The sequence below is a fragment of the Streptomyces colwelliae genome, from assembly GCF_048158785.1.
Lineage (GTDB): Bacteria > Actinomycetota > Actinomycetes > Streptomycetales > Streptomycetaceae > Streptomyces.
In genome coordinates this window covers 1-12320 of the sequence record NZ_JBLTJC010000313.1, presented here as the reverse complement: position 1 = coordinate 12320, position 12320 = coordinate 1, and the positions used below count along the sequence as shown (strand labels likewise).

General features: G+C 69.4%; 11 protein-coding genes. 6 read left to right on the top strand and 5 right to left on the bottom strand.

Going from position 1 to position 12320, the window contains the following annotated elements:
• Positions 1 to 99 precede the first annotated feature (99 nt).
• Positions 100 to 1764 carry a sulfatase-like hydrolase/transferase gene (locus ACNFOC_RS40985; RefSeq protein WP_416964101.1) on the top strand — a complete coding sequence of 555 codons (1665 nt, stop codon included), beginning with the start codon at positions 100 to 102 and terminating at the stop codon, positions 1762 to 1764.
• Here ACNFOC_RS40985 and dusB read toward each other — a convergent pair.
• Positions 1761 to 2927 (bottom strand): tRNA dihydrouridine synthase DusB, encoded by a 1167-nt coding sequence (gene dusB / locus ACNFOC_RS40980; protein WP_416964100.1) that lies wholly within the window; start codon positions 2925 to 2927, stop codon positions 1761 to 1763. The two genes, ACNFOC_RS40985 and dusB, sit on opposite strands and share 4 nt — an antisense overlap.
• A 97-nt stretch (positions 2928 to 3024) precedes the next feature.
• Between dusB and ACNFOC_RS40975 the strand changes: the two genes are divergently transcribed.
• Positions 3025 to 4470 (top strand): MFS transporter, encoded by a 1446-nt coding sequence (locus ACNFOC_RS40975; RefSeq protein ID WP_416964099.1) that lies wholly within the window; start codon positions 3025 to 3027, stop codon positions 4468 to 4470.
• Positions 4471 to 4558: 88 nt separating this feature from the next.
• On the opposite strand, the gene ACNFOC_RS40970 is transcribed toward ACNFOC_RS40975, so the two are convergent.
• Positions 4559 to 5470 carry a helix-turn-helix transcriptional regulator gene (locus tag ACNFOC_RS40970; RefSeq protein WP_416964098.1) on the bottom strand — a complete coding sequence of 304 codons (912 nt, stop codon included), beginning with the start codon at positions 5468 to 5470 and terminating at the stop codon, positions 4559 to 4561.
• Between the two features lie 101 nt (positions 5471 to 5571).
• On the opposite strand from ACNFOC_RS40970, the gene ACNFOC_RS40965 reads away from it, so the two are divergent.
• The 3 genes from ACNFOC_RS40965 to ACNFOC_RS40955 all read left to right on the top strand — a co-directional run bounded on the left by ACNFOC_RS40965 (position 5572) and on the right by ACNFOC_RS40955 (position 8579).
• The gene (locus tag ACNFOC_RS40965; RefSeq protein ID WP_416964097.1) at positions 5572 to 6999 is read left to right on the top strand and encodes an MFS transporter; all 1428 of its coding nucleotides are present in this window, start codon (positions 5572 to 5574) and stop codon (positions 6997 to 6999) included.
• Positions 7000 to 7133: 134 nt separating this feature from the next.
• Entirely contained in the window at positions 7134 to 7340 is a 207-nt protein-coding gene (locus ACNFOC_RS40960) for a hypothetical protein (RefSeq protein ID WP_406126750.1), read from the top strand.
• Between the two features lie 105 nt (positions 7341 to 7445).
• The gene (locus tag ACNFOC_RS40955; RefSeq protein ID WP_416964096.1) at positions 7446 to 8579 is read left to right on the top strand and encodes a serine hydrolase domain-containing protein; all 1134 of its coding nucleotides are present in this window, start codon (positions 7446 to 7448) and stop codon (positions 8577 to 8579) included.
• A gap of 3 nt (positions 8580 to 8582) precedes the next feature.
• Here ACNFOC_RS40955 and ACNFOC_RS40950 read toward each other — a convergent pair whose 3' ends face one another.
• Entirely contained in the window at positions 8583 to 9173 is a 591-nt protein-coding gene (locus ACNFOC_RS40950; protein ID WP_416964095.1) for a TetR/AcrR family transcriptional regulator, read from the bottom strand.
• Positions 9174 to 9199: 26 nt separating this feature from the next.
• The gene (locus ACNFOC_RS40945) at positions 9200 to 10210 is read right to left on the bottom strand and encodes an aldo/keto reductase (protein WP_416964094.1); all 1011 of its coding nucleotides are present in this window, start codon (positions 10208 to 10210) and stop codon (positions 9200 to 9202) included.
• Between the two features lie 155 nt (positions 10211 to 10365).
• On the opposite strand from ACNFOC_RS40945, the gene ACNFOC_RS40940 reads away from it, so the two are divergent.
• On the top strand, positions 10366 to 11412 hold the full coding sequence (locus ACNFOC_RS40940; RefSeq protein ID WP_416964093.1) for a chitinase: 1047 nt from the start codon (positions 10366 to 10368) through the stop codon (positions 11410 to 11412).
• A 3-nt stretch (positions 11413 to 11415) separates the two neighbouring features.
• On the opposite strand, the gene ACNFOC_RS40935 is transcribed toward ACNFOC_RS40940, so the two are convergent.
• Positions 11416 to 12027, bottom strand: coding sequence for a LysE family translocator (locus tag ACNFOC_RS40935; RefSeq protein ID WP_416964092.1), 612 nt, complete (start codon positions 12025 to 12027; stop codon positions 11416 to 11418).
• Between the last annotated feature and the right edge of the window lie 293 nt (positions 12028 to 12320).

Sequence of the window (12320 nt, the reverse complement as noted above, 5' to 3'; positions counted from 1 at the left end):
GCCGCCGGAACCACTGGAGACCGCTCATGAGCAGCCCGCACGACTTCGACTTCTTCCACGGCGAGTACCTGGAGCAGCCGCCTCGGCCTCCGGCGTCGTATGCAGGCCTGGCGGGAGAAGCACCCCGTTGCCGCGCTCACGTTCTCCTGGGTCGTCACGTTCCTCGCGGCCGTGCTGGTCTACATCTGCCTCGAAATGCCCAACACACTCGGGCAGTTGAGACTCATGGAGTTCGCGCGGGTACCGGCCGAGGCGGTCATGGCGGCGGTCATTCTGCTGAGCCTGCCGCGGCGGCCCCGGATCATTCTGGCCGCCGGCTTCGGCGCGCTCGTCGGGGCCATCGCCGTGTTGAACATGTTCGACATGGGCTTCAACGAATACCTGGGCCGGCACTTCAACATCATCCTGGACTGGAGCCTGTTCGGGGACGCCCGCGGGTATCTGAAGGACACCTTCGGCGGGACGGCCACGCAGGTCATCACGGTCGCCCTCATCACCCTCATCGTCGCGCTGATCGTCCTCGTCGCGCTGGCGATGGTCCGGCTCAGCAACGTGCTGGTGACCTACAAGGCCATCGCGACCAAGGGCACCCTGATCGCCGGCACGGTCTGGATCACCCTCACCGCGTTCGCGCTCGAGTTCCACGGCATCCCGCTCGCCGCCGACCACACCGCCGGAGTCATCAAGTACCAGGTGCGCGCGGTGCAGGAAACCCTGCGCGACGAGGCGGAGTTCAAGAAGGTCGCCAAGGTCGACGCCTTCGGCAACACCCCCGGCAGCCAGCTCGTCCCGGACCTCCGCGGCAAGGACATGATCTTCACCTTCATCGAGAGCTACGGCCGTAGCGCGATCGAGGACCCGATCATGGCGCCCGGCGTCGACGCGACCCTCTCCGCCGACACCAAGGCCCTCTCGAAGGCGGGCTTCGCCGCGAAGAGCGGCTGGCTGACCTCGGCGACGTACGGCGGCAGCAGCTGGCTCGGCCACTCCACCACCATGTCGGGCCTGTGGGTCAGCAACCAGCAGCGCTACCGCACGGTGATGGCCAGCGACCACCTGAGCCTGACCGACGCCTTCAAGAAGACCGGCGACTACGACACCGTCGGCGTGATGCCGGGCATCCAGAAGGGCTGGCCGGAGCAGAGCTTCTACGGCCTCGACAAGGTCTACAACGCCTTCCAACTCGGCTACCAGGGACCGAAGTTCAGCTGGTCGACGATGCCCGACCAGTACGCGCTCCAGCAGTTCCAGGACCAGGTGCACAGCAAGCCCCGCACCGACGGCAAGTCGCTGATGTCCCTGCTGATCCTGACCTCCAGCCACCAGCCCTGGGCGCCGATCCCGAAGCTCGTCCCCTGGGACCAGCTGGGCGACGGTTCGATCTTCGACTCGATCGAGAAGAACGGCAACAAGGCGTCCAGCGTCGTCGCCGACACCACCAAGTCCCGCCAGGAGTACGGCAAGTCGATCCAGTACTCGGTGAACTCCCTCACCCAGTGGCTGGAGCGCTACGGCAACGACAACACCGTGCTCGTCTTCCTCGGCGACCACCAGCCGATCGCCCGCGTCAGCGGCAACCACGCCAGCCGTGACGTCCCGATCTCGATCGTCGCCAAGGACCCCAAGGTCCTTGAGAAGATCGACAGTTGGAACTGGTCCGACGGCCTGCGTCCCGCGCACGACGCCCCGGTGTGGAAGATGAGCGACTTCCGCGACAAGTTCCTGACGGCGTACGGCTCGACCCCGCACCCGAAGACGAACTAACCACCTGAGGTGTCGAGTTCGGCGTCCTCGCCGATCCCCGCGCAGTCGTACGGGTCTTTCAGCCAACCGTCCGGCAACACCACCCTGTTGTTGCCGGACGTACGGCCGCGGGGCCCGTCGGCGCCCACGGGCCAGGGCTGGTCGAGGTCCAACTCGTCGAGCCCGGACCGGAGTTCCTCAAGTGATGACGTGATCGCGAGGCGCTTGCGCATCTCGCTCCCGACCGCGAAGCCCTTCAGGTACCAGGCGACGTGCTTACGGAAGTCGATGACCCCGCGCGCCTCGTCCCCGATCCACTCTCCGAGCAGCGTCGCGTGCCGCACCATGACATCGGCGACCTCGCGCAACGACGGCTCCAGGACGTCCTGTTGACGCCCCTCGAACGCGGCCACGAGGTCGGCGAACAGCCACGGCCGCCCAAGGCACCCGCGCCCCACCACGACCCCGTCGCACCCGGTCTCCCGCACCATCCGCAGCGCGTCCTGCGCCGACCAGATGTCGCCGTTGCCGAGCACGGGGATCTCCGGCACATGCTCCTTCAGCCGGGCGATCGCGTCCCAGTCCGCCGTACCGCCGTAGTGCTGGGCGGCCGTGCGCCCGTGCAGCGCGATGGACGTGACGCCCTCCTCGACGGCGATGCGGCCGGCGTCGAGGAAGGTGATGTGGTCGTCGTCGATGCCCTTGCGCATCTTCATGGTGACGGGCAGGTCACCGGCCCCGCTGACGGCCTCCTTCAGGATCGCCCGCAGCAGGTTCCGCTTGTACGGCAGCGCGGAGCCGCCGCCCTTGCGGGTGACCTTCGGTACGGGACAGCCGAAGTTGAGGTCGATGTGGTCGGCGAGCCCCTCCTCCGCGATCATGCGGACGGCCTTGCCGACGGTCGCCGGGTCCACGCCGTACAGCTGCACCGAACGCGGCGTCTCGGTCGCGTCGAAGTGGATCAGCTGCATGGTCTTCTCGTTGCGCTCGACCAGCGCCCGGGTCGTGATCATCTCGCTGACGAACAGGCCTTTACCCCCACTGAACTCCCTGCACAGGGTACGGAAGGGCGCGTTCGTGATCCCGGCCATGGGGGCCAGGACGACGGGCGGCGAGACGGTGTGCGGACCGATCCGCAAAGGGGTCACAGCCGGGGACGCGAGCGGGGAGACGGGCGTGGACATTGCTCCATTGTCCCGCACCGCGTCCGATGCTCGGCCGCAGGATCATGTATCGGTAATTAGTTAGCCGCACTATCGAGTTTGGCGTACGATGGTTCGCATGCCCGAGCTCAGCCACCGCCGCCGACAGCTGGTGCTCGCGATCTGCTGCATGAGTCTGCTGATCGTGAGCCTGGACGTGACCATCCTGAACGTCGCACTGCCCGCGATGCAGACCGACCTGCACGCGTCGACCTCCGGTCTCCAGTGGACGATCGACGCGTACACCCTGGTCCTGGCCTCCCTGCTGATGCTGGCGGGCTCCACGGCCGACCGCATCGGCCGCAAGCGGGTCTTCATCGCCGGCCTGGTGGTCTTCAGCCTCGGCTCCCTGCTCTGCTCCCTGGCACCCGATCTGGACGCGCTGATCTGGTTCCGCATGATCCAGGCGGTCGGCGGCTCGATGCTCAACCCGGTCGCCATGTCGATCATCACCAACACCTTCACCGAGCCGCGCGAGCGCGCCCGCGCGATCGGTGTGTGGGGCGCGGTCGTCGGCATATCGATGGCCGCCGGTCCGCTGATCGGCGGGCTGCTCGTGGACTCGGTCGGCTGGCGCTCGATCTTCTGGATCAACCTGCCGGTGGGCCTGGCCGCGCTGCTGCTCACGCTGAAGTTCATCCCCGAGTCCCGCGCGCCCAAGGCCCGCCGTGCCGACCCGGTCGGCCAGCTCATGGTGATCGCCCTGTTCGGCTCCCTGACGTACGCGATCATCGAGGCGCCGGAGTCCGGGTTCACCTCGGTCCTGCCCTTCGCGATCCTCGCGCTGGCCGCCCTCGCCGGTCTCCTCTGGTACGAGCCGCGGCGCGACGAACCCCTCATCGACCTGCGCTTCTTCCGTTCGGCGCCGTTCAGTGGGGCGACGGTGATCGCGATCAGCGCGTTCTCGGCACTGGGTGGCTTCCTGTTCCTGTCCACGCTGTATCTGCAGAACGTGGTGGGGCTGGACGCGCTGCACGCCGGCCTGTGGATGCTGCCGATGGCTGTTCCCACGTTCCTCTGCGCACCGATCTCCGGGCGGCTGGTCGGCAGTCGGGGGCCGCGCATATCCCTGCTGATCGCGGGGACCGCGATGACGGCCAGTGCGGTGATGTTCGCCGGGTTCGAGGCGGAGACGTCCGGCGTCTCGCGGTTCATCGGGTACGCGCTGTTCGGGATCGGCTTCGGGTTCGTGAACGCGCCGATCACCAACACGGCGGTGTCCGGGATGCCTCGCGCTCAGGCGGGGGTTGCGGCGGCCGTTGCCTCCACCAGTCGGCAGTTGGGGCAGACGCTGGGGGTTGCCGTGGTCGGGGCGGTGTTGGCGTCCGGGGTGAGCGCGTCGTCGTACAAGGAGACGTTTGTTTCCGCGGCTCGGCCCGGGTGGTGGATTCTGGTGGCGTGCGGGGTGGCTGTGCTGGTGCTCGGTGCGGTTACCAGTGGGGTGTGGGCGCGTCGGACTGCTGAACGTACGGCTGAGCAGTTGTCGTCTGTTGAAGTACGCGAAGCGGCGGGGATCAGCGTGTAGTTGAGCGAGTGCGGGTGCGTGCGGGCTGGTCGCGCCCACGCGGCGGAGCCGCACATGTCACAGCCCCGCGCCCCTGAAAACAAAAGCCTCACCTCGCCTGCGCTATTGCGTGCAGGCGCTCCAGCCTCTGCCTCGACTCCTCGTCCGCCGGGGCGTATGTCACCATCCTCGGGCCCGTCGACGGGCCCAGCCACAGGTCGGTGTGGTCGACGGTGATGCGGCCGACGTGGGTGTTGCGGAACTCCTTGCGGCGGGGGCTGGCGCCCATCACCTCGTGGCGGTCCCAGACGTCGCAGAACTCGGGGGACGTGCGCAGTCGCTTGAGGAGTGTCTTCCAGGTGGGGTCGGCGAGGTGGCCCGCCATGGAGCCCCGGAAGCGGGCGGCCATGAGCCGTTGGGTCTTCTCCAGGTGCACGATCGACGACCGCCACTCCTCGTGCGTGTAGGAGAGGATCATGCAATTGCGGTCCTCGGGCGGCACCTCATCCATGTCGCACAGCAGCATTCCGTACGTCCGGTTGTAGGCGAGGATGTCGTACCTGGCGTTCTGAAGACAGGCCGGGATCGGGTCCAGCTGGTCCAGCATCTCCCGCAGGGCGGGCGTGACGACCGGGCAGACCGTCGCCGGCCGCGGGTCGGTCGCGTCGGCCAGCTGGAAGAGGTGGGCGCGCTCGCTCGGGTCGAGCAGCAGGGTGCGGGCGAGGGCGTCGAGGACCTGTACGGAGACCTGGATGTCCCGGGCCTGTTCGAGCCACGTGTACCAGGTGACCCCGACCGCGGCGAGCTGCGCGACCTCCTCACGGCGCAGGCCGGGCGTACGGCGCCGGGTGCCGCGCGGGAGGCCGACCTGCTCGGGGGTGATGTGCTCCCTGCGGTGGCGCAGGAAGACGGCGAGTTCATGACGCCGGACCGTGGACGCGTTCTGCGGAGCGACCGCCACCTCGGCCGCTGCCCTCGTGACCGCCGCCCCCGTCGTCGTCTCCTGTGCCATCGTCGTCATCGCTCCAGTCTGCCGCCGCGCGGAGCCTGTTTCCAGGTAGTCCTGCTACCAGGATAAGGACACTCTGGTACCCGTCTCGCGGAAGGCGCACGCTCGGCAGCGTGACCGAAACCATCGCTTCCCGCACCGTCCGATCCCCGGCGGCTGCACCCGTGCTCAGCGGCCTCGGACTGTTCACGGTGCTGCTGGCCGCGGCGCTGCCCCTCATCGACTTCTTCATCGTCAACGTGGCCCTGCCGACCATCGGCAAGGACCTCTCCGCGAGCGAGGCCGTCCTCGAACTCGTCGTCGCCGGCTACGGAGTCTCGTACGCCGTGCTGCTCGTCCTCGGTGGCCGGCTCGGCGACCTGTTCGGGCGCCGTCGGCTGTTCCTGGGCGGGATGGCCGCGTTCGGCCTGACCTCGCTGGCGTGCGGGCTCGCGCCGACCGCCTGGACGCTGGTCGCCGCGCGGATCGCGCAGGGCGCGGCGTCCGCGGCGATGCTCCCGCAGGTCCTCGCCACCATCCAGTCCGCGACCCAGGGCCCGCGCCGCGCCAAGGCGATGGGCCTGTACGGCGCGACCGCCGGCCTCGCCATGGTGGCCGGCCAGATCCTCGGCGGGGTCCTGGTCGCCGCGGACATCGCCGGTACCGGCTGGCGCGCGGTGTTCCTGGTGAACGTGCCGGTCGTCATCGTCGGTCTGTTCCTGGCCGCCAAGGTCGTACCGGAGACGCGTTCCCAGCACCCGGAGCCGGTGGACGTGCCCGGCACCTTCCTGCTCGGCGCGTCCCTGCTGGCGCTGCTGGTCCCGCTGACCGAGGGCCGGGCGGCGGGCTGGCCGCTGTGGACGTGGCTGTCGCTGGCCGCGTTCCCGGGGCTCGCGTCGGCGTTCTACGCGGTGGAGCGCAGGGCGGACCGGCAGGGCCGTACGCCGCTGGTGCCGCCGAGTCTCCTGGCGCTGACCTCGCTCAGGCGCGGTCTGGTGATGATCCTGCCGTTCGCGATCGGCTTCAGCGGGTTCATGTTCGTGATCGCGGTGGCGTTGCAGAGCGGCGCGGGTCTCGGCCCGGTCGCGGCGGGCCTCGCGCTCGTCCCGCTGGCGGTGACCTTCTTCCTCGCCTCGCTCGCCGGGCCGCGTCTGGTGACCCGGTACGGCACGCGGGTCGTGACGGCCGGTTCGGTCGTGCAGGCGGTCGGTCTGGGCCTGATCGTGCTGGCCGTGTGGCGCTCCTGGCCGCACCTCGGATTCGTCGAACTGCTTCCGGGCGCGGCGGTCGCCGGCGCCGGTCAGGCGCTCCAACTCCCCATCATCTTCCGCATCATCCTGTCCGAGGTCCCCGCCGCCCGTGCCGGTGTGGGCGCGGGAGTCATGGTCACCACCCAGCAGTCCGCGCTGGCACTGGGCGTGGCCACCCTCGGCACCCTCTTCCTCTCCCTGGTCCCGGGGATGGGCATGCAGGACGCCCTGGCGACAACGCTGTTGGTGCAGTTGGCCGGAGTCGTGCTGACCGGCCTGCTCAGCCTGCGGCTGCCGCGCACGATCGGATGACATGCCGGACGGCATACCGGACCGCATACCGGACGAAACCCGGGATGTCATGTTCACAGCTTGGACAACTCGGCGTGAATTGAGCCCTGTTGATGTTGGTCTTGCTGCACACTCTGTGACGGAGGCGAGACATCATGCTGGAGATCAACACGAGCAAGGTGAGCCGATGGGACCAGCACGGACGCGAGCACGTCGTCCGGGTGCTGCGCACCGGTGCGAGGCGCACGATCAGCTGCGAGACGTGCGGCTGGAAGAAGAACGCGCAGTTCCTGCCCTGGCTGAAGGCGGAGGAGCATCTGGCCGAGGAGCACCAGGCGACGGTGGACCCGTCGGCGGCGTAGCCGTGGGTCACCGATGAGTTTCCGTGGCCGCTCCGGTCGTATCTCTCGTACGTCTCCTGCGTACGACTGCACCTACGACCGCGACCGGCACCGGAAGGCCCATCGATGAGCGAACTCCGCGAGACCCTGATCCGACATGTCCAGGGCCGGACGGTCCCCGGTGCCGTGGGTCTCGTGGCCCGTGGTGGCGACGTCGAGGTGGTGGCCGTCGGTTCCGTGGACGCGGAGGGCTCCGCGCCGATGGCCCGGGACTCGATCTTCCGTATCGCGTCGATCACGAAGCCGATCACGGCGGCGGCGGTGCTGATGCTGGTGGAGGACGGGGTCCTGGGCCTCGACTCCCCCGTGGACGAGTGGCTGCCGGAGCTGGCGAAGCCCATGGTGGTCCGCACCCCGTCGAGCCCGGTCGACGACCTGGTCCCGGCGGCCCGCCCGATCACGGTCGAGGACCTGCTCAGCTCCCGCCCGGGCTGGGGCTTCCCGTCCGACTTCTCACTCCCGGCGGTGCGGTCGCTGTTCGGGGTGCAGAAGGACGGCCGGTTCCTCCAGTCGTGGCCGGACCCGGACACCTGGGTCGCGGACCTGGCCCGGGTCCCGCTCCTGCACCAGCCGGGCGAGGCCTGGCTGTACGGCACGGCGTCCGACCTGCAAGGCGTGCTGATCGCACGCGCGTCAGGCCGCGCCCTCCCGGAGTTCCTGGCCGAGCGGATCTTCGAACTGCTGGGCATGACGGACACGGCGTTCGAGGTCCCGGAGTCGAAGCGGTCGCGCTTCACCAGCTACTACAGCCCCACCCCGGCGGGCACCCTGGAACTGACGGACACCCCGGACGGCCAGTGGAACGGGATCCCCGCGTTCCCCTCGGGCGGCGGCGGCCTGGTCTCCACGGCGGACGACTGGCTGGCCTTCGCCCGCATGCTCCTGGGCTCCGGCCGCGAACTCCTCACCCCCACCTCGGTGAGCCGCATGACCACGAACCACCTCACGGCCGCCCAGCGCGAGGCCGGCGCCCTCTTCCTGGAGGGCCAGGGCTGGGGCTACGGCGGCCAGGTCGACGTCACCCCGATCGACCCGTGGAACGTCCCCGGCCGCTACGGCTGGGTCGGCGGCACCGGCACCACGGCCCACATCGTCCCGCCCACCGGCACGGTCACGATCCTGCTGACCCAGGCGGGTATGGCCAACCCGACCCCGACGAAGGTGATGCGGGACTTCTGGCGGTGCACGGCGAGCAGCTGATCCTCAGCCCCGCAGTCCCCGCAGCAACAGCTCCACCATCGCCTCGAACTCCGCCTCCGCGCCCGGCTTCTGCCACTCGTCCGCGTAGACCGGGTCGTGGAAGCGGCCCGTGGCCTGGAACACCGTGCGGGCGGCGATCTCCGGGTCGGCGACGGTGAAAGCACCGCTCCCGACGCCCGCCCGGATGATCTCCGTCAACTGGCCGGTCAGCTCGGCGAGGTGGTCGCCGACCACATCGCCGAGGCCCGTCTCACGGGTGAGCACCGAATACGTGGCGAAGAGTTCGGGATCGCCGCACGCCTTGCTCCGCTTGGCCTCGAACAGCCCCGCCAGCCAGTCCCGCAGCCGGGCCTCCGGGTCGCCGCCCCGCGCCACGACGAGGGACAGCTTCTCCGACGTACGGTCGAGCCAGCGCTTGGTGACCGCCCCCCGCAGCGCCGCCTTCGTACGGAAGTGCCGGTAGACGGTGCCATGGCTGACGCCGAGCGCGCGGGCCACGTCCACCACGGTGGCCTTCGCCGGGCCGTGGCGGCGCAGCACCTCCTCGGTCGCTTCGAGGATGCGCTCGGCGGTCAGGGTCTCGCTCGCTGCCATGACGAAGACCGTACCCGCAGGCGGGATCAGCGCTCGCTGTCGAGGTGCGCCATCATCGCCGACGGGTAGCGGTCGCCCACCGCCGAGTCCGCCGGTACGGTCGCCTCGATCGCCGCCAGGTCCGCCGCGTCCAGTACGACGTCCAGCGCGCCCAGCGACTCGGTCAGCCGCTCCCGGGTGCGGGCGCCGACCAGCGGGACGATGTCCTCGCCCCGCGACAGCACCCAGGCGATGGCGAGTTGGGCGACGGAGACGCCCTTCTGCTCGGCGAGCTTCCGCAACTGCTCGACCAGGGTCAGGTTGTGCTGGAGGTTCTCGCCCTGGAAGCGCGGCGAGTGCGCCCGGAAGTCGCTCGCGCCGAGCTGCCGGTCGGTCGTGAAGTGCCCGGAGATCAGTCCCCGGGACAGCACGCCGTACGCCGTGACGGAGATGCCCAGCTCGCGGGTGACCGGCAGGATCCGGTCCTCGATGCCGCGCGTGATCAGCGCGTACTCCAGCTGCACATCCGCGATCGGCGCGGTGGCGGCGGCCCGGCGGATCGTGTCGGCGCCGACCTCGCTGAGGCCGATGTTCCGGACGTACCCCTGCTCGACCAGTTCGGCGATCGCGCCGACCGTCTCCTCGATCGGTACGCCGGGGTCGACCCGGGCGATCCGGTAGACGTCGATGTGGTCGACGCCGAGGCGTTGCAGCGAGTACGCGGCGAAGTTCTTCACGGCGGCGGGCCGGCCGTCGTAGCCGCTCCAGCCGCCGTCCGGACCGCGCAGGGCCCCGAACTTGACGCTGGTGAGCGCCTGTTCGCGACGGGCGGCCGGCGCGGCGCGCAGGGCCTCGCCGATCAGCATCTCGTTGTGACCCATGGCGTAGAAGTCGCCGGTGTCGAGGAGCGTGACGCCCGCTTCGAGGGCGGCGTGGACGGTGGCGATGGACTCGGCCCGGTCCGCGTCGCCGTACAACGCCGACATGCCCATGCAGCCGAGGCCGAGGGCGGAGACCTGGGGGCCGGTGGTTCCGAGAGTGCGCGTGGGGATCGTCATGCACTCCACCTTGACATGACAGCTGACAGATTTCAATATCTGTCATTCCATACTTGTCAGCACGGTCGGCCGGTACGGACCTCTTGACGAAAGGTCTGGACCACGCGCACTGTCATGCCTACGACACCTCACCGCACCCCCACCGGGAGGCCCGTATGCTCCGCCGTGCCCTGCGCCTGCTCGCCGCCGCCCTCACGACGGCCTGCCTCGCCCAACTCCCCATCGCCGCGACGGCGTCCGCCGCCGACACCTGCGCCGTGAAGTCCCGCCCCGCCGGCAAGGTCCTCCAGGGCTACTGGGAGAACTGGGACGGCTCCTCCAACGGCGTCCATCCGCCCTTCGGCTGGACCCCGATCACCAACTCCGCTATCGCCACCCACGGTTACAACGTGATCAACGCGGCCTTCCCGGTCATCCGTTCCGACGGAACGGCCCTGTGGGAGGACGGCATGGACGCGGGCGTGAAGGTGGCCACGCCGGCCGAGATGTGCGCGGCGAAGGCCTCCGGCCAGACGATCCTGATGTCGATCGGCGGCGCGGCCGCGGGCATCGACCTCAGCTCGTCCACGGTCGCCGACAAGTTCGTCTCGACGATCGTCCCGATCCTGAAGAAGTACAACTTCGACGGCATCGACATAGACATAGAGACGGGCCTGGTGGGCAGCGGCAGCATCACCCAACTCTCCACGTCCCAGGCCAACTTGATCCGCATCATCGACGGCATCCTCGCCCAGATGCCGGCCGGCTTCGGCCTGACGATGGCCCCGGAGACGGCGTACGTCACCGGCGGCAGCATCACGTACGGCTCGATCTGGGGCGCGTATCTCCCGATCGTGAAGAAGTACGCGGACAACGGCCGCCTGTGGTGGCTCAACATGCAGTACTACAACGGCAGCATGTACGGCTGCTCCGGCGACTCGTACTCCGCCGGCACGGTCGCGGGCTTCACCGCCCAGACCGACTGCCTCAACAAGGGCCTCGTCGTGCAGGGTACGACGATCAAGGTCCCCTACGACAAGCAAGTACCGGGCCTGCCCGCCCAGTCGGGCGCGGGCGGCGGCTACATGTCACCGTCCCTGGTCTCCCAGGCGTGGAAGCACTACGGCACGAGCCTCAAGGGCCTGATGACCTGGTCGATCAACTGGGACGGCTCGAAGAACTGGACGTTCGGCGACAACGTCAAGGCCCTGCAAGGGCGTTGAGACTCACCTGGCCGTGAAGGCGAGCTTCGCCCCCAGCGCCACGAACGACCCCGCGAAACTCCGCCGCAGCCACGCCATCACCCTGGGCCGTGAGGTGACGTGGCTGCGGACGGAGGCCGCGAGGACGCCATAGGCGGCGAAGACGACGAACGTCACCAGCATGAAGACACCGCTGAGCGCCAACATCCTTACGGCGGAGTGGGGTTGGTCGGGGCTCACGAACTGGGGCAGGAACGCGAAGAAGAAGATCGTCAGCTTCGGGTTGAGGATGTTGATCAGCACACCCCGGACGACGACCCGCCCGGCCGAGCGCGGCGCGGTGTCCTGCTCCACCGTGATCGCCTCCTTGTCCCGCACCGTCGCCCACGCCATGTAGAGGAGATAGGCGACACCGGCATACTTGAGGATCTGGAAGGCGGCGGCACTGGCGTTCAGCAGCGCGGCCAGCCCGATGACGGTGGCCAGTACGTGCGGCACGATGCCAAGTGTGCAGGCGAAGGCCGCGAGGACGCTCGCGCGGCGCCCCCGGGAGAGACCGGCGGCCAGGGTGTAGACGACACCGGTGCCGGGGGTGGCGACCACGACGAGGGTGGTGAGGAGAAAGGCGAGGCTCATGGGGCCAGCCTGGCGGCGCCGTGGACCTCGCGGCAGGGCCAATGGGCCGCCGGTATCGGGGACCAATGACCAACGCCGGACGGGCATTTCCAGCCCGTCCGGCGTTCGACTGTCCAGGCGCCGGTTCAGGCAATCTCAGCCCGTCCGGCGTTTGAGGACGAGGCCCCTTCAGGGCCGATGGGGGTTGTCGGCGTCCGGGAGATGCACGAACGGCTCCTGCGGCACGGCGTCGAGCCGCAGGGCGCCTACGCGCGCGATCCAGGGGCGCAGTTCGTCGGGCACGGGCACGGCCC

Bases quoted from the DNA above. Each gene is read 5' to 3' on its own strand.
- ACNFOC_RS40985 (WP_416964101.1), top strand. From the start codon at position 100: ATGCAGGCCTGGCGGGAGAAGCACCCCGTTGCCGCGCTCACGTTCTCC.
- dusB (WP_416964100.1), bottom strand. From the start codon at position 2,927: ATGTCCACGCCCGTCTCCCCGCTCGCGTCCCCGGCTGTGACCCCTTTG.
- ACNFOC_RS40975 (WP_416964099.1), top strand. From the start codon at position 3,025: ATGCCCGAGCTCAGCCACCGCCGCCGACAGCTGGTGCTCGCGATCTGC.
- ACNFOC_RS40970 (WP_416964098.1), bottom strand. From the start codon at position 5,470: ATGACGACGATGGCACAGGAGACGACGACGGGGGCGGCGGTCACGAGG.
- ACNFOC_RS40960 (WP_406126750.1), top strand. From the start codon at position 7,134: ATGCTGGAGATCAACACGAGCAAGGTGAGCCGATGGGACCAGCACGGA.
- ACNFOC_RS40955 (WP_416964096.1), top strand. From the start codon at position 7,446: ATGAGCGAACTCCGCGAGACCCTGATCCGACATGTCCAGGGCCGGACG.
- ACNFOC_RS40950 (WP_416964095.1), bottom strand. From the start codon at position 9,173: ATGGCAGCGAGCGAGACCCTGACCGCCGAGCGCATCCTCGAAGCGACC.
- ACNFOC_RS40945 (WP_416964094.1), bottom strand. From the start codon at position 10,210: ATGACGATCCCCACGCGCACTCTCGGAACCACCGGCCCCCAGGTCTCC.
- ACNFOC_RS40940 (WP_416964093.1), top strand. From the start codon at position 10,366: ATGCTCCGCCGTGCCCTGCGCCTGCTCGCCGCCGCCCTCACGACGGCC.
- ACNFOC_RS40935 (WP_416964092.1), bottom strand. From the start codon at position 12,027: ATGAGCCTCGCCTTTCTCCTCACCACCCTCGTCGTGGTCGCCACCCCC.